Source organism: Arthrobacter caoxuetaonis (genome assembly GCF_023921125.1).
GTDB classification, from domain to species: Bacteria; Actinomycetota; Actinomycetes; order Actinomycetales; family Micrococcaceae; genus Arthrobacter_B; species Arthrobacter_B caoxuetaonis.
In genome coordinates, this window is record NZ_CP099466.1 from 624862 (window position 1) to 640280 (window position 15419).

At 65.0% G+C, this 15419-nt stretch carries 12 protein-coding genes, 1 tRNA gene and 1 pseudogene; 6 read left to right on the forward strand and 8 right to left on the reverse strand.

The features are described 5' to 3' along the window. Window positions 1-75 precede the first annotated feature (75 nt). On the forward strand, window positions 76-939 hold the full coding sequence (fdhD, locus tag NF551_RS02910; RefSeq protein WP_227897561.1) for a formate dehydrogenase accessory sulfurtransferase FdhD: 864 nt from the start codon (window positions 76-78) through the stop codon (window positions 937-939). Here fdhD and NF551_RS02915 read toward each other — a convergent pair. Continuing rightward, entirely contained in the window at window positions 936-2606 is a 1671-nt protein-coding gene (locus NF551_RS02915) for an ATP-binding protein (RefSeq protein ID WP_227897562.1), read from the reverse strand. The two genes, fdhD and NF551_RS02915, sit on opposite strands and share 4 nt — an antisense overlap. Before the next feature lie 218 nt (window positions 2607-2824). Between NF551_RS02915 and NF551_RS02920 the strand changes: the two genes are divergently transcribed. Beyond that, on the forward strand, window positions 2825-4708 hold the full coding sequence (locus NF551_RS02920) for an ABC transporter ATP-binding protein (RefSeq protein WP_227897563.1): 1884 nt from the start codon (window positions 2825-2827) through the stop codon (window positions 4706-4708). Here the strand turns inward: NF551_RS02920 and NF551_RS02925 are convergent. Genes NF551_RS02925 through NF551_RS02945 form a run of 5 tightly spaced genes read right to left on the reverse strand, consistent with a single transcriptional unit; the run spans window position 4705 to window position 9210 of the window. Beyond that, window positions 4705-5493: a DeoR/GlpR family DNA-binding transcription regulator gene (locus NF551_RS02925; protein WP_227897564.1), complete on the reverse strand. Its 789-nt coding sequence runs from the start codon at window positions 5491-5493 to the stop codon at window positions 4705-4707. The two genes, NF551_RS02920 and NF551_RS02925, sit on opposite strands and share 4 nt — an antisense overlap. A 6-nt stretch (window positions 5494-5499) precedes the next feature. After that, on the reverse strand, window positions 5500-6360 hold the full coding sequence (locus tag NF551_RS02930; RefSeq protein ID WP_227897565.1) for a class II fructose-bisphosphate aldolase: 861 nt from the start codon (window positions 6358-6360) through the stop codon (window positions 5500-5502). Next, a complete protein-coding gene (locus tag NF551_RS02935; protein ID WP_227897566.1) occupies window positions 6357-7334 on the reverse strand; it encodes a 1-phosphofructokinase family hexose kinase in 978 nt (325 codons plus the stop codon). The genes NF551_RS02930 and NF551_RS02935 overlap by 4 nt, the downstream gene beginning before the upstream one ends. Further along, window positions 7331-8272, reverse strand: coding sequence for an ROK family protein (locus NF551_RS02940; RefSeq protein ID WP_227897567.1), 942 nt, complete (start codon window positions 8270-8272; stop codon window positions 7331-7333). The genes NF551_RS02935 and NF551_RS02940 overlap by 4 nt, the downstream gene beginning before the upstream one ends. A gap of 8 nt (window positions 8273-8280) precedes the next feature. Further along, window positions 8281-9210 (reverse strand): SIS domain-containing protein, encoded by a 930-nt coding sequence (locus tag NF551_RS02945; RefSeq protein WP_227897568.1) that lies wholly within the window; start codon window positions 9208-9210, stop codon window positions 8281-8283. A 305-nt stretch (window positions 9211-9515) separates the two neighbouring features. Here NF551_RS02945 and NF551_RS02950 point away from each other — a divergent pair, with 305 nt between their 5' ends. From NF551_RS02950 to NF551_RS02960, 3 genes are all read left to right on the forward strand, one after another. Further along, window positions 9516-10748 carry an extracellular solute-binding protein gene (locus NF551_RS02950; protein WP_227897569.1) on the forward strand — a complete coding sequence of 411 codons (1233 nt, stop codon included), beginning with the start codon at window positions 9516-9518 and terminating at the stop codon, window positions 10746-10748. A gap of 192 nt (window positions 10749-10940) precedes the next feature. After that, complete coding sequence (locus NF551_RS02955; RefSeq protein WP_227897570.1) at window positions 10941-11798, forward strand: carbohydrate ABC transporter permease; 858 nt, start codon at window positions 10941-10943, stop codon at window positions 11796-11798. Further along, a complete protein-coding gene (locus NF551_RS02960; RefSeq protein WP_227897571.1) occupies window positions 11799-12707 on the forward strand; it encodes a carbohydrate ABC transporter permease in 909 nt (302 codons plus the stop codon). Between the two features lie 26 nt (window positions 12708-12733). Here the strand turns inward: NF551_RS02960 and NF551_RS02965 are convergent. Both NF551_RS02965 and NF551_RS02970 read right to left on the reverse strand, forming a co-directional pair. Continuing rightward, window positions 12734-12807, reverse strand: a tRNA-Arg gene (locus NF551_RS02965). Between the two features lie 32 nt (window positions 12808-12839). Then, window positions 12840-13352: a MarR family winged helix-turn-helix transcriptional regulator gene (locus tag NF551_RS02970; protein ID WP_227897572.1), complete on the reverse strand. Its 513-nt coding sequence runs from the start codon at window positions 13350-13352 to the stop codon at window positions 12840-12842. Between the two features lie 91 nt (window positions 13353-13443). Between NF551_RS02970 and NF551_RS02975 the strand changes: the two are divergent. Then, window positions 13444-15411, forward strand: a pseudogene (locus NF551_RS02975) (MMPL family transporter); the annotation flags it as partial. Window positions 15412-15419 lie beyond the last annotated feature (8 nt).

Here is a 15419-nt window from a genome sequence, read left to right on the forward strand (position 1 = left end):
AGCCACCACGTCCTCATGTAAGAATTCACCTAGTCTGAAGTGAGGCCAGTCTAAGACTTATTGAGGAGCGATGGGATGGGACGGGTTTCACGGCGTGCCCGAATTACAAGGTTCCGCATCGACGGGACGGCCAGCAAGCGCGACGACGTACTGGCCGGCGAGGAACCGCTCGAGATCCGCTTCCAGGGCCGATCCTTCACGGTGACCATGCGGACGCCGGGCGATGACTTTGACCTGGTGGCGGGCTTCCTCGTCTCCGAAGGCGTGATTTGGGAAGCCGGCCAGCTCATATCGATGCGGTACTGCGCCGGCGTCGACGAGGAAGGCCAGCAGACATTCAACGTCGTGGACGTGCAGCTGCGCCCCGGTACGGCGCTGCCGGACACGGGCATGGAACGCCACGTCTACACCTCCAGTTCCTGCGGCATCTGCGGTACGGCCTCCATTGAAGCAGTGCGAAAGTCCTCCCATTTCGATGTCGCCGACGACGGCGTGCGGGTACCCCTGGACGTGCTGGCGTCGCTGCCGGACAGGCTCCGCGGGAGCCAGGCGCTCTTCGACAAGACCGGCGGAGTGCACGCGGCCGGACTCTTCACGGCCGAGGGAGAACTGCTGTGCCTCCGCGAGGACGTTGGCAGGCACAACGCCGTCGACAAGGTGGTGGGCTGGGCGCTCCGCAACGGCCTGCTGCCGCTGCGCGGCACGGTTCTCCAGGTCTCGGGCCGGGCCTCTTTTGAACTTGTTCAGAAAGCCCAGCTGGCAGGTATTCCGGTCCTGGCGGCGGTCTCGGCGCCGTCCTCACTGTCAGTGGAACTGGCGCGTGATGCCGGCATGACGCTTGTGGGGTTCAGCCGCGGCAATTCGCTGAACTGCTACTGCTTCCCGGAACGGATCGAAGCGCGGGCAGAGGTCGCCGCGGGCACCGGGGCGGGTTCCTAGCCGCTGGGCAGCAGTACTTCGACGCAGGTGCCCTCGCCCACGGCGGAGTCAATGGTGAGCGTACCGCCGTGCTGGTGCACGATGTCCTGGACGATCGCCAGGCCCAGTCCGGTACCGGGGATGGCTGCAGCTGTGGCGTTCGACGCGCGGAAGAACCGTCCGAAGAGCCTGGGCAGGTCTTCAGCGGGGATGCCGATACCGGTATCCCGGACACAGATGCGCAGCATAGGAGCTTTGCCGTCCGTAACGGGAACGCGGCAGGCCTCCACATTGACCGACCCGCCGGGCGGCGTGAACTTCACCGCGTTGGAAACCAGGTTGCTGAAGACCCGTTCAAGCTGTTCGCGGTCGCCGTCCAGGCGGAACGCCGAATCCGTCTCCTGCAGCGTGAGGCCGATATTCCGGCTTGCAGCAGCGGGGGTCAGGGAGGCGATGACCTGATCCAGGAGTTCGCTCAGGATCAGCTCCTCCACGTCCATCCGGGGTTCCTCGGCGTCTGAGCGGGAAATGGTCAGCAGGTCGCCGATCAGGTGGTTCAGGCGGCTGGCGTTGCGGCCGACGATTTCGAGCATCTGCGCGATTTCGGGCGAGATCCCGCCGCCTGACCCGTCGAGGATGAGATCCAGGTATCCGGTGATGGATGTCAGGGGCGTGCGCAGTTCATGGTTGATCGTGGCCACGAAGTCGGTTTTCTCCCGGTCCAGCTCGCGCTGGCGGGCCAGGACGGTGCGCTGGGCCGTAATCAGGTGGCCCTGCACCAGTCCGTGGGCGAGGTTGCCGCTGACGTGCTGGATCAGTGAAAGCTCCGTGGGAGTCCAGATTCGCTCCGTGTTTTCTCCCGCCAGCCAGATGATGCCGAACGGCCGGTCCCCGTGGCCCAGGGGCACGATCACCGAGGTGCGCAGCCCGGCCTCCCGCGGAGCCGGGTGCAGGATCGGGTGCGTGTCGCATTCAGGATCCCAGTGGTCCCGCGCGGCCAGCACCCGGCCGTTTTCCCACAGCATTTCCGCTACTTCGATGGCCTGGCCCGGGTCGGGGGCCGGGATCGCGGCACGGGTTCCGGGCCGGCTCCAGGAGGTCAGCAGCTCCGGCACCCGTTCATCGGGGAAGGTTGTCAGGGCGACGTGGTCGGCACCGAATACGCCGCCCAGACCGGAGACAACGGCGTCGGCCATGACATGGGGGTCGTTCGTGGCGCGGACAGCAGCGGAAATGACACGCGCCTTGCCGCGCAGCAGGTTGTTCACCTCCCGGCGGCGGCGCACGGCCAGGGACTCGGCCCGGATCAGCGCCGCGCGGTAGGACAGCTCATTGCCGGCCAGCGGGCTCAGCACAAAGTCCGTGATGCCGCGCCGCACCATGTCCTCCACATCAAGGAGCTCACCCGTAGTGATGAGGATGACAGGGGGACCGGAGCCGTCGGCACCGGGGAGCAGCCAGCTGCGCAGGTCCGGCCCTGCGGCCTCCACCGTGGCCGTGTCGACGACGGCGAGCACGGGAAGCGGAGCGTCCGGGACACTGCCGGAGGACACCGGACGCAGCCGGGCGAATGAAAGCGCTTCTTCCACTGCACTGCGCAGTGTCGTGTCGCTGACGGCAACCAGCGCCGGCAGGTCATCGCCGGGGCTGTCGGTAGACAGCCCCTCGTGGGTCGGCGCCGTGGGCATAGCGGCCCTTTCACTCTGTGTTCCCGGCTGTGTGCGGGCGGTTTGAGTGTATCCCAGCGCCGGGCCTATCCCGTGGTGCAGGACACATCGTTACCTGTGTCCCCTCCGGCTGCTGCCGCGCCCGGGAATGACGCGGAAGCGGCGGCGGTTATGAACGGCAGGCACAGGGACTCCGTCGCTTAAGCTGGTAGGTGCCGCCAAGTAAGGAAGTTAGACGCATGAGCATGGAAGGTGCTGCGTGGAGTTCTCTGTATAAGATCTCCACGGCCAAAGGCACAGACAAGAAGATTTCCCGCGAGACGCTGAAGCGTATTCTCGGGTTCGCAGCCCCTTACCGCAGGCAGCTGATCGGCTTCCTGGCGCTGTCCACGCTGGGAGCGTTCCTCGCCGTAGCCACGCCGGTCCTTGCCGGTGAGGTGGTGAACGCCCTCGTGGCCCAGACCTCCGTGGAGACCGTCATCTGGCTGGCGGCGCTGATCGCCGTGGTGGCAATCGCGGATGCGGGGGTTTCCCTTGCCACCCGCTGGTTCTCCTCCCGGATCGGCGAGCAGGTCATCCTGGACCTGCGGACCGCCGTCTTTGACCACGTCCAGCGCATGCCGATCGCCTTCTTCACCCGGACCCGCACGGGCGCGCTGGTCAGCCGCCTGAACAATGACGTCATCGGCGCCCAGCAGGCTTTCAGCGGAACGCTCTCCGGTGTGGTGAGCAACGTCGTCGCACTGGTCCTGACACTCATTGTCATGCTCAATACGTCGTGGCAGGTGACCGTGCTGGCCATGCTCCTGCTCCCGGTGTTCCTGGTGCCGGCGCGGCGGATGGGCGGACGGCTTGCCGCGCTCCGGCGCGAGGCCGCCAACCACAACGCCTCCATGGGCACCCAGATGACCGAGCGGTTCTCCGCTCCCGGCGCCACCCTGGTGAAGCTCTTCGGCCGGCCCGAGGCGGAATCCACGGAATTCGCCGTCCGTGCAGCACGGGTCCGGGACATTGGCGTGAAGACAGCCATGATGCAGTCCATCTTCGTGACGGCACTGACCTTGGTTTCCGCGCTCGCACTGGCCCTGGTGTACGGGTTGGGCGGCTACTTTGCCCTGACCGGCACCCTGAACACGGGCGACGTCGTGACCCTGGCCCTGCTGCTGACACGGCTGTACGCACCGCTGACCTCGCTGGCGAATGCCCGGGTGGAAATCATGAGCGCCGTCGTCAGCTTTGAACGCGTATTCGAGATCCTGGACCTCAAGCCGCTGATCCGGGAGAAGGAAAAGACCGCTCCGGTTCCCGCCGGACCGCTGGGCGTGGAGTTCGACAACGTGAGATTCGCCTACCCCACGGCGGACAAAGTCTCCCTGGCCTCCCTGGAAGACGTGGCGGTCCTGGACAGCCGCGGAGGAGAAGACGTGCTCCACGGAGTGTCGTTCAGGGTGGAGCCCGGCCAGACGGTGGCACTGGTAGGCAGCTCCGGCGCCGGCAAATCAACGATCGCGCAGCTGCTCTCCCGCCTGTACGACGTCGATTCAGGGGCTGTCCGTTTCTCCGGCACCGATGTCCGCGACCTCAGCTTTGAAGGCATGCGTTCGGCGCTTGGCATGGTGACGCAGGACGGGCACCTGTTCCACGAGACGATCCGTTCCAACCTGCTGCTGGCGAACCCCGAAGCCACCGAAGAAGAGATCTGGGATGCCCTGCGCCGTGCGCGGCTCGAAGACCTGATCCGGTCGCTGCCGGAGGGGCTGGAGACCATGGTCGGGGAGCGGGGCTACCGGCTCTCCGGCGGAGAACGCCAGCGAATGACCATCGCCCGGCTCCTGCTGGCCCAGCCGCGCGTCGTCATCCTCGATGAAGCGACCGCCGCACTGGACTCCACTTCTGAGGCAGCGGTCCAGGCAGCCCTTACCGAAGCGCTCGAAGGCCGTACCGCCGTCGTGATTGCGCACCGCCTCTCCACGATCCGCAACGCGGACCGAATCCTGGTGGTGGAGGACGGGCGGATTGTCGAGCAGGGCACGCACGCGGAACTGCTGGCGGCCCGGGGCCGCTACGCCGAACTGCACAACACCCAGTTCGCGACCGGCGAGCCGGCGTCCGTGGCTGACTAGGCGCCGGCGACGATCACCTTTGTGCCTGCGGCTTCGAAGGCGGCTTTTTCCTCTGCAGTAATCCCTGAGTCCGTAATCAGGTTGCTGAAATTGAAGCCGCTGAGCGTCGCGAAGCTGCGGGCACCGATCTTGGACGAATCGGCCACTACGTAGGTCTGGGAGGCACGCCGGGACATCAGCGCATTCACGGCGGCTTCGGCTTCGTCATTGATGGTCGGGCCCACCTCCGGGTCCAGGCCGTTCACCCCGACAAATGCCAGGTCCAGCGCCACCCGCTGCAGGATGGTGTCCGTGTACGGTCCCACCAGCTCATAGGAACGCGGATTGACGACGCCGCCGGTCACCATGACGCGGATATTCGGCCTGACGACCAATTGGGCAGCGATGTTAATGGCGTTGGTGACAACCGTCAGTGTCGGCTTGCTGGAGGTTTCCATGAGGTCCCGGCGCATGCCGAGCGCGTGGGCGATCGCCGTGCTTGTGGTACCGCCGCAGAGTCCGATCACTGCGCCCTTGGGCACCAGGGCGCTGGCAGCCTGGGCGATTGCCTGTTTCTGGGCGGCCTGGTCGTCGCGCGCGTACCGGGAGGGAAGGTCGTAGGCAACCGCGTCCATCCTGGCCCCGCCCCTGGTACGGGTGAGCAGCCGCTGCGCGGCGAGGGCATCAAGATCCCGGCGTGCCGTGGCGGGAGAAACCTCCAGCTGCGAGACGATGTCCTCCACCAGGACCTGGCCCTGCGCGGCGAGCAGATCGAGGATTGCGTTCAGCCGCTCTGTCTTTTCCATGGGTTCCTAGTCTTCGCCGGGGCAGTGGCACCCATGGAGCGAGAAGAGCGTCAGCAACCGGCCTGCCTCCGGTGCCAGAGCCTCCCGGCCCGCGCGGAGGTACTTCCGTGAATCCACCAGAGACGGGTTCTGTTCGAGCGCCCCGCGGACTGCACGGGTGAAGAAGCTGTTCAAATGGGTGGAAACATTTATCTTAGTCATCCCCGCCCGAATGGCCGCGACCAGCATGGCGTCGCTCACACCGGAGGATCCGTGCAGGACCAGCGGAACGTCCAGGCTCCTGCGCAGCTCGGCAATCAGCTCCAGGTCCAGGGCGGCTGACCGATCGGTCATGGCATGGGAGGACCCGACGGCGACCGCCAGGGCATCGACTCCCGTTGACAGGACAAAGTCCACGGCTTCGAACGGGTCGGTGCGGATTCCGGGGGCGTGTGCGCCGTCCTTGCCTCCAATCTCCCCGAGTTCCGCCTCCACGAAGACGCCTGCTGCCTCGGCATGCTTCACCACTCGTGCTGTTGCGGCAACGTTCTCGCTGTACGGCAGGCGCGAAGCGTCGAACATGACGGAGCCGAATCCCAGCTCGAGCGCGCTGTGCACCAGTGCTTCGTCCTCGGCATGGTCCAGATGCAGTGCCACGGGGACGGAGGCAGCGGATGCCACGGACCTGCAGGCCAAAGCCAGCGGTTCCAGGGCCCCGTGGTACGCGGAGCAGTTTTCCGAGATCTGCAGGATGACCGGCAGCCCTGCTTCCTCCGCACCCATGACGATCGCCTCGGCTGTTTCAAGGTGCAGGACGTTGAAGGCGCCTATGCCGGTTCCGGTCGCAGCTGCGTCCTGCACCAGCGTGCGGGTAGGTGTGAGGCTCATGCGTTTTCCTCCTGTGTCAGGGCTGCGCCCCGGGTAACCCGATGTACCTGCACTTCGTCCGCGAAGGAGGCATAGCGGGGAGATATTTCGCCGGCAGCCGGCATGAGAACAGCGGCTGCGGACCAGGCCGTCGCGGCCCGCAGCCAGGACGCCGGATTACCGTTGCCGGCGGCCAGCTGGACGGCAACCGCCGCGACGGCGGCGTCCCCGGCTCCGGTGGGATTTCCCGGCAGGCTGTGGCCCAGTGATGCAGTGTAGAAAGCGCCCGTCTCCTCCGCGGTAAAAAGCCACATTCCCTCAGCGCCCGCGCTGACCAGGACGTTCCGGGCTCCGGCCCGCAGGAGCGCTGCCGCGCCTGCGGGGACGTCAGCCTGCCTGGTTGCCTCCGCCAATTCCTCGCGGTTGGGTTTGAGCAGGAAGGCGCCCGCGGCCGCGGCCTCCAGGAGTGCGGGGCCGGAGGTGTCAATGATGCACGGCAGCCCGGACGCGTTGCCGAGCCGGACCAGCCGGGCGAAAAAATCGGGGGGAGCCTGCGGCGGGAGGCTGCCCGCACCAACCAGGCAGCCTGCATGGGGGAGTTCGGCTTCGACAGCTCCCAGCAGGTGCTCCCCTTCCCCCGGCGAAAGCGGGAATCCTGTTTCGTTGAAGATGCTCGTCAGCCCGCTCCCCTCATCAACGAAGGCCATGCTTCGCCTAGTGGGTGCTGCGGTGTCCACGAGCACGTGGGGCAGGCCGGAAGAAGCCAGTTCGGCTCGGAATATTTTCCCCGCCGGACCGCCGGAGGGAGCGACCGCCAGCGCCCGGTAACCGAGCTGGTGTGCCACGCGGGCCGCGTTGATGCCTTTGCCTCCGGCCCGGGCCAGCGGAGGCTGCACGCGGTGGGTGCTTCCCGGTATCAGGGCGGGAACGGCGTACGTCTCGTCGAGAGCGGGGTTCGGGGTCAGGGTGAGGACCGTGCCGGGAACCTGGTTCATGCGGTTGCCGCCAGCAGGTCCCGGGCGCGCAGCGCGGCCCCCGTCAGGCCGGCATCCTGTCCAAGGACGGAGCTGAGCAGCCGGGGACGGCGGTGGAAGGAGAGGCGGGAATCAACCAGCCGTGCCACCGGATCCAGCAATGCGCTGCCGGCCTGGGACAGTCCGCCGCCGAAGATGACCGCTTCACTGCCCAGCACCGCGGTTATCGAGGCGACGACAGCGGCGAGGGCCTCGACCGCCTCGTTCCAGATCCTGGCGGCGTCGGTGTTCCCGGCAGCAGCCGCGGCCAGGACCTCCCGGGCGCCGGAGACAGGCACACCGGTGAGCTCTGTGTAGCGGCGGGCAATGGCACCTGCTGAAGCGACAGTTTCCAGGCAGCCCGAGGCGCCGCACGCGCAGGGGATGCCGCCGGCCACCGGGGCATGCCCGATTTCACCGGCGAACCCGCCGCCATGGACGCGCCGGCCGTCGCAGAACAGGGCTCCGGCGATCCCGGTGCCGATGACCATGACGACGGCATCCCGCAGTCCGCGTCCGGCGCCGAGCCGCATCTCGGCTTCACCGGCCAGGCCGACGTCGTGTCCGAACGCCACCGGCAGTCCGGTCGCCTCCTCGACATTGCGGGAGAAGGGATAATTCCGCCAGCCGAGGTTCGTGGAGAGGATGCCGACGCCGGATACCTCATCCACGAGGCCCGGAACCACCAAACCGATGGATCGGACGGGCACACTGCCTGCCTGCTCCTGGTAATCCGCCAGAAGCCGGGCGACCTCTTCGACAACGACGTCGCCTGGACGCCGGGCGTCGCGGGGCGTGGAGAGCCGTCTCAGGCCGTGGAGTGTGCCCGAGCCGTCCTGGAGGGCGACCTTGATGTCGGTGCCGCCGACATCGAGGGCGAGGACGAGTCCGTTCCCGTCCCGGGGAACCAAGGGGTGCATTTGGAGTCCTAGTCGTCCAGGATGACGGAGCGGGTCAGGTTGCGGGGACTGTCAGGGTTCAAACCAGCGGCCAGTGCCCTTTCCAGTGCGACTTTGTGGACCCGGACGAGTTCGGCCAGCGGATGCCGGCCTTCGGCCTCGAACCGCGCGCCCGCAGCACGGACGTCATCGCCGAGTCCAGCGGGCTCCGGAGCCAGGAGCCAGGTGACCCTCCCCGGTGCAGCTATCGCAATCGGGCCGTGGCGGTATTCCATGGCGGGATACGATTCCGTCCACTCCTGGGCTGCTTCCCGCATTTTGAGGGCCGCCTCGTGGGCCAGGCCGACGGTCCAGCCCCGGCCCAGGAAAGTAAACTGTCCGGCTTCCAGCAGGGGCGCGGGAGTGCTTTCCTCCAAGACCCCGCGGGCATCGGCGACCGCGTCCGAGAGATCCCAGCCGAGGGAGGAAAGCAGGTAGCAAAGCGCTGCCGTGGCGAAGCGGGTTTGGACAACGGATCTCTCGTCGGCGTACGGCAGTGCAATGACGGCATCGGCCAGTTCGGCGGCAGGCGTTCCCGTTGCTCCCAGCACGAGGACCGTCCGTGTTCCTGTGCCGCGGAGGCTGGACATGAGTTCCAGGATTTCGCTGGTGGTCCCGGAGCGCGTGATGGCAACTACGGTGTCGTATCCCCGTGCCGTAAGGCCGGCGGCTTCAGAGGCGGCAAAAGCGTCGGTGACTCCGTGGCCGGCACTCTCACGCGCAGAGGCGTAGGCCTGTGCCATGAACCATGAGGTGCCGCACCCCACCACGGCCACTCTCGCTCCGCTGCCCGGGAGCAGCTGCTCGCCGCCTGCCTGGCTGATCGCGCGTTCCCAGATCCCGGGCTGGGACTGGAGTTCTTCGCGCATCCACTGCCCCCGAAGGGTGGCGGCGGATGCTGTGGTCGCAGATTCGGGCATTTCGGGCTGTGCTCCTTTTCGAAGGATGCGCCTCACTCCCGGGGCGCGCGATTACTTCATGGTGCATCTTGATTGCTTTAGATGTCCAGCAATCATAAAAAATCATCCTAGCTGGTGGCTCGTTTCCGCCCGCAAAGCCACGAAGTCCGCACGTTTCGGTGTCATGAACTTTTTCCAACCTCTTGACTCTGTGCACTGGGCAGGAAATTATGTGGCATCTGCTTGCTTGCTTGTGATTGTGCACAGGTAGAAAAAGTCATGATTTATCACGAGCCCTACCGGTCCATCACTTGAAAGAGGATTCAATGAAGAGAAAACTCCCCCTGGGCCTCATGGCGGCCGTCGCCGCCGGCACCCTGGCAGTCTCCTCCTGCGGCTTCGGCGGGGGAGGGGACAGCGAAGACGGCGCCACCACCCTGAACATGCTGGTCCCCACGTATTCCGACGGCACCAAGGCCCTGTGGGAGGGTGTCATCGAGGAATTCGAGGCGGCCAACGAGGACATCGACATCAATCTCCAGGTCGAGTCCTGGGAGAACCTTGAATCAGTCCTGCAGACCAAGATCCAGGCAGGGGAAGCGCCGGACATTTACAACGGCGGTGCTTTCTCCGCCTTCGCGGAAGAGGGACTGCTCTACCCCGCGGCGGATGTTGCCTCCGAGGAGACAATCGCCGACTTCCAGGAATCGTTCGCGGAGAATGAGGCGCTGGACGGCACACAGTATGGCCTGCCGCTGATTGCTTCGGCACGTGCCCTGTTCTACAACCAGGACCTGTTCGACGCAGCCGGCGTCGAGGCTCCGCCCACCTCCTGGGATGAGCTGCATGAGGCCGCGAAGAAGATCTCGGCGACAGGAACCCCCGGATACGGCATGCCGCTGGGGTCCGAGGAAGCCCAGGGTGAGAGCCTGATCTGGTTCGCGGGCAACGGCGGCGGCTTCGGCGACGAATCGGAAATCACCGTCAACAGCCCGGAAAACGTTGAAGCGGCGGAGTTCATGAAGAAGATGATCACCGACGGCGTCACGCAGCCGGACCCCGGAGCCACCCAGCGCACCCCCATGCTGAACGTCTTCGCACAGGGCCAGATCGGCATGGTCTACGCCCTTCCGCAGACTGTGGGACAGATTGAGGAAGCGAATCCTGACCTCAACTACGGTGTCACCAGTGTTCCGACGAACACGGGTGAGCCGTCCACCCTTGGCGTCGCTGACCGTCTCATGGCGTTCAAGAACGACGACACCAAGGCCGAGGCCATTACCGCGTTCATGGACTTCTTCTTTGCCGAGGACCAGTACGTGAACTGGGTCCAGACGGAGGGCTTCCTTCCCACGACGAAGAGCGGATCCGAGGCCATGGCGTCGGACGAAACCCTGAAGCCCTTCCTCGAGATGCTGCCCAGCGCCAAGTTCTACCCGACAACGAACCCGGCCTGGAATGCCACCGACGGTGCCTTCAAGTCCCTGATGGGCCAGTTGGAAGACCAGGACGCGGCTACGGTCCTGGAGCAGATCCAGTCCAAGGCAGACGCTTCCTAGACCGGACAGAGCAGCACGGATACAGCAGAACAGATGCAGCAGCAGGGGCCGGTCCGCACGCCGGGGGCCGGCCCCTCAGCCCGAGAACGGTAGCCAGACATGAGCATACTGACCACGCCGCGGACATCGGTTCCGGGACGGAAACCGCCGAAACCGAAACCACGGACGAAGGCACAGAGGTCCCGGGAAATATTGGCAGCCCTTCCCTGGATAGGCCCGGTGCTGCTGCTGATATTTGGCGTGGTGGTCTTTCCCGCCGGTTACATGATCTACAGCTCAACGCGGAAGATCAGCCAGGCAGGCACCAACGTCGAAGGTGTGGGCCTGGCAAACTTCGCCACGATCTTCAGCGATCCCCATCTTCCCCGCATCCTGCTCAATACGGTCGTGTGGGTAGTCGTCGTCGTGAGCTTGACGGTGCTGATCTCGCTCGCCCTGGCGAACTTCCTCAACAAGCCGTTTCCCGGCCGGACACTGGTGCGCATGGCCGTCGTCGTGCCTTGGGCCGCCAGCGTCGTCATGACCACCACTGTGTTCTATTACGGGCTGGACCGGGACTACGGAATCATCAACAAGTTCATGGTGGACATCGGGCTGATGGACAGCCCTTACGGCTTCACCAAGAACGTTGCCTCCGCCCTTGCGGCAGCGATCATCGTGGGAGTCTTTGTGTCCCTGCCGTTCACTACCTACACCCTGCTTGCCGGATTCCAGGCTATCCCCGGCGACACACTGGAAGCCGCGAAAATGGACGGAGCCGGCCCCGCCAAGACGTTCTTCAGCGTCGTCCTGCCGCAGCTGCGCGGTGCCCTGGCCGTTTCGGTGCTGATCAATATCATCAACGTCTTCAACAACCTGCCCATCCTGAGGATCATGACGGGTTCCATTCCCGGATACAACGCGGACACGTTGATGACCTACATCTTCAAAGTGCTCCAGTTCGAGCGGCGGCTCGACATTGCCAGTGCGCTCAGCGTGGTCAATTTCGCCGTGGTGCTCGTGATCGTCGCGGTGTACGTCAAAGTCGTCAAGCCCATGAAGGAGGCCTAGATGGCCGCCACCGCGCCCGTTCCCGTTCACGTCCCGGCACCGCTGATGCTCCGGACACGCGGCAACAGCACCGCCGAAAACAGCCGGCGCCGCATGGGCCTGCGCTCTGCAATCGGGGCAGTCATTGCGCTGGTATTCCTGACGCCTTACCTGATCATGCTGGTCGGTTCGCTGAAGACCCGGTCCGAAATCCTCGCTGTGCCCCCGGCCTACTTTCCCCAGGACGGACTGCAGTTCGGCAACTACGCCTCCATGTGGGACACGCCTGAAACGCCGCTGACCTTTAACTTGATGTCTACGGTCATCATCGCCGTGTGTTCGACCATCCTGGTGCTGCTGGTGGCTACCCCGGCCGCGTATTACACGGCACGCTTCCGCTTTCCGGGACGGATGGCCTTCCTGTTCCTGGTGATCATCACCCAGATGCTCCAGCCCGCTGTCCTGACCGCCGGGCTGTTCCGGCAAATGCTGTGGCTGGACCTGAACGACACGTGGCTTGCCATGATCCTCATTAACGCCGCCTTCAATCTCTGCTTCGCACTCTGGATCATGCACAGCTTCTTTGCCGCCATTCCCAAGGAAATCGACGAGGCTGCACAGATCGACGGCGCAGGGCGGCTGCGGGTGCTTTTCACCGTGAACCTCCCGCTGGTGTGGCCCGGCATTGTCACCGCAGTGATCTTTACCTTCGTGTCGGCGTGGAACGAATTCGCCGCCAGCCTGGTCATCATGTCCACGGCGGAGAACCAGCCGCTCTCAGTGGCACTGACGAAGTTTATTGGCCAGTACTCCACCAGCTGGCAGTACGTCTTCGGAGTCTCAATCGTCGCGATCGTCCCGGTGATCATTCTCTTCGCAGTCATTGAGAAACGGCTCATCGGCGGCCTGACAGCCGGCTCCGTCAAATAGCCGGGAGGCCGCGGGGCATAAAAAAGTGCCCCCGGCCGGAATCGAACCGACGACCTGCCCTTTAGGAGAGGGCCGCTCTATCCTACTGAGCTACGGAGGCGTGGCTGCCGGGTGCCGGCAGCGATAGACAGCTTACCTGTTTTCCCCGGCTGATGCGGCGCCGGCCTCGGCCGCGCCGCCGGACTCCTCCAGCGCCTGCAGATGTTGGGAGTAGGCCTGCCGCATGCCGTTGAGGAAGCTGTGGATGGTTTCCAGCTCATCCTCGCTGTAGCGGTCCATGACCTGGCTCGTCAGCAGGCCCAGCGGGCCAAAGTAGGCGCCGGCGAGCTGGCGGGCCAGGGCTTCGAAATGCAGCGTCACTTTGCGGCGGTCCTGCTCCGAACGGGTCCGGTGGATGTGCCCGATCCGCTCCAGCCGGTCGATCACTGCAGTCGTGGCTCCGGTGGATGTTCCCAGCAGGCTGCTGAGCCTTCCCGCGGTCAGCGGTTCTCCCCGCACTTCGGCTTCCATAATCAGGGTCAGTGCCCGCATGTCGGTGGAGTTCAAACCGTGGCTGTGGGCGAAAGCGTCCGCGACCAGCTGGCCGTCCAGGCCCAAGCCCCGCACGGCATTCACGATCTCAAGCCTCAGCTCATTTCTCTCCACGGGTACATAGTAGCTCCATGTTGAAGTATCTCTAAATAAGAGATACTTTGTTCCCTAGTTACTTTTTCCAGCCCCCAAACAGGAGTCCGAAATGCATGCAGGGATAGTTCGCTCGGCCAGGGCGGCGTTGGTCACGCTGTTCCTTGGCCTGGTAGTGATCGTGGGGCTTTTTGCCATTCCGGTCCCCGAAAACGAGTCCTCGACCGTGGGCCAGCTCAGCGATAAGTACCAGGTCACCCAGGTGCAGGAGCTGCTCAAGGAATTCCCTGATGCGCAGCAGTCCACCGCGCTGATTGTGGTTTCGCGCGAAGACGGCGGCGAAATGAGCGAGGCTGACATTGCGGGCATCGCTGACATCAGTGCCGCAGCAACGGACGCTGGCGTCGAAGCACCGCCCGCCCAGGTTCCCCCGATGGTCTCCGAAAACGGCGTAGTCGCGATTATCCCGGTCACGCTGCAGGCAGCCAGTGACGACGGCGACGCCGTGGGCGAAGAGGTTGCCAACCTGCGCGAGGCCGTCAGCGGCGCGGCGCCGGAGGGAATCAAGGCGGAACTGACCGGCGGAGCTGCGTTTACCGCAGACCTGGCCGGCGTTTTCGCCGGAGCCAACTTCACGCTCCTTGCCGTGACCGCAGGAGTCGTTGCCCTGCTGCTGATCGTCACTTACCGCTCACCGTGGCTGTGGATCGTCCCGCTGGCGGTCGTAGGCACCATCGAACAGCTCTCCCTGCGCATGGTGGACGTGCTGGCCCCGCTGGTCGGGATTCAAGTCGACCCGTCCGCAGTTGGCATCACCAGTGTCCTGGTGTTTGGTGCCGCCACGAACTACGCGCTGCTCCTCATTGCCCGCTACCGCGAAGAACTCCGGCTTCACGACAGCGTCTACGCGGCCATGGGCAAGGCACTCACCCGCACCCGTGAAGCGATCATCGCCTCCGGCGGCACCGTCATCCTGGCACTGCTGACCCTGCTCTTCACCGACACCATGAGCTACCGCGGACTCGGGTTCTCCGCCGCATTGGGCATCGTCTTCGCAATCCTGAGCGCCCTGATCCTGCTGCCGGTTGCACTGGTGCTCCTGGGCCGGAAGCTGTTTTGGCCGTTTGTGCCCAAGGTCGGAGACCCTGCACGCGAAGGCAAGTTCTGGGGCAAGCTCGGCGACGCAACGGCCCGCCGGCCGAAGACGATCGCCGGCATCGCCGTCGTGGTTCTCCTGGTCATGGCCAGCGGCCTCTTCAGCGCCAAGATCGGCCTGAGCGAGAACGAACAGTTCACGGACAAGCCCGAAGCCGTAACTGCTGCGGAGACCCTGTCCGAAGGATTCGCTGCGGGCAGCACCTCCCCGGTGATCGTCCTGGTGAAGTCGGATGAGGCAGAGGCAGCAACGGAGGAGCTCGGCTCCCTGGACGGCGTGGACAGCGCCTCCATCACCGACGAGCACGATGGTCTGACCCGGATTGACCTGATCAATTCCTATGAAGCAGGAACCGGGGAATCGAACGACTTCATTCGGGATCTGCGCGCTGAGCTCGCGGAGACCCCGGAGTACGGAGCCCTGGTTGGCGGCGAAGCAGCCGAGCGGGTTGACCAGCTGGATGCGAACACCCACGACGTGACCCTGGTGGTTTCACTTGTCATCATCCTGGTGTTCCTGGTGCTGCTGGTCCTGCTGCGGTCCCTCGTTGCGCCGTTCCTGCTGGTCGGTTCGGTGCTGCTTACCTTCTTTGCCGCCAGCGGCCTGAGCTGGCTGCTGTTCGTGAACGTCCTGGGCTTCCCGGCCCTGGACACGCTGACCCTGCTGTACAGCTTCCTGTTCCTGGTGGCGCTGGGTGTGGACTACAACATCTTCCTGGTCACCCGGGCCCGGGAGAACGCCGGCACCATGGGAACCAAGAAGGGCATGCTGGCAGCTCTGCGTTCCACCGGCGGCGTGATCACCAGCGCCGGTATCCTGCTGGCCGCAGTGTTCGTGGTGCTGGGCGTCCTGCCCCTGGTCACACTGACCCAGGTGGGCATTACCGTGGCCATCGGTGTCCTGTTCGACACCCTGATCGTGCGGACCGTGAT

What these genes read in the sequence shown, in the direction of transcription:
- NF551_RS02930 (WP_227897565.1), bottom strand. Translation starts at nt 6,360, where the DNA reads ATGAGCCTCACACCTACCCGCACGCTGGTGCAGGACGCAGCTGCGACC.
- NF551_RS02950 (WP_227897569.1), top strand. Translation starts at nt 9,516, where the DNA reads ATGAAGAGAAAACTCCCCCTGGGCCTCATGGCGGCCGTCGCCGCCGGC.
- NF551_RS02940 (WP_227897567.1), bottom strand. Translation starts at nt 8,272, where the DNA reads ATGCACCCCTTGGTTCCCCGGGACGGGAACGGACTCGTCCTCGCCCTC.
- NF551_RS02920 (WP_227897563.1), top strand. Translation starts at nt 2,825, where the DNA reads ATGAGCATGGAAGGTGCTGCGTGGAGTTCTCTGTATAAGATCTCCACG.
- NF551_RS02925 (WP_227897564.1), bottom strand. Translation starts at nt 5,493, where the DNA reads ATGGAAAAGACAGAGCGGCTGAACGCAATCCTCGATCTGCTCGCCGCG.
- fdhD (WP_227897561.1), top strand. Translation starts at nt 76, where the DNA reads ATGGGACGGGTTTCACGGCGTGCCCGAATTACAAGGTTCCGCATCGAC.
- NF551_RS02960 (WP_227897571.1), top strand. Translation starts at nt 11,799, where the DNA reads ATGGCCGCCACCGCGCCCGTTCCCGTTCACGTCCCGGCACCGCTGATG.
- NF551_RS02935 (WP_227897566.1), bottom strand. Translation starts at nt 7,334, where the DNA reads ATGAACCAGGTTCCCGGCACGGTCCTCACCCTGACCCCGAACCCCGCT.
- NF551_RS02945 (WP_227897568.1), bottom strand. Translation starts at nt 9,210, where the DNA reads ATGCCCGAATCTGCGACCACAGCATCCGCCGCCACCCTTCGGGGGCAG.
- NF551_RS02915 (WP_227897562.1), bottom strand. Translation starts at nt 2,606, where the DNA reads ATGCCCACGGCGCCGACCCACGAGGGGCTGTCTACCGACAGCCCCGGC.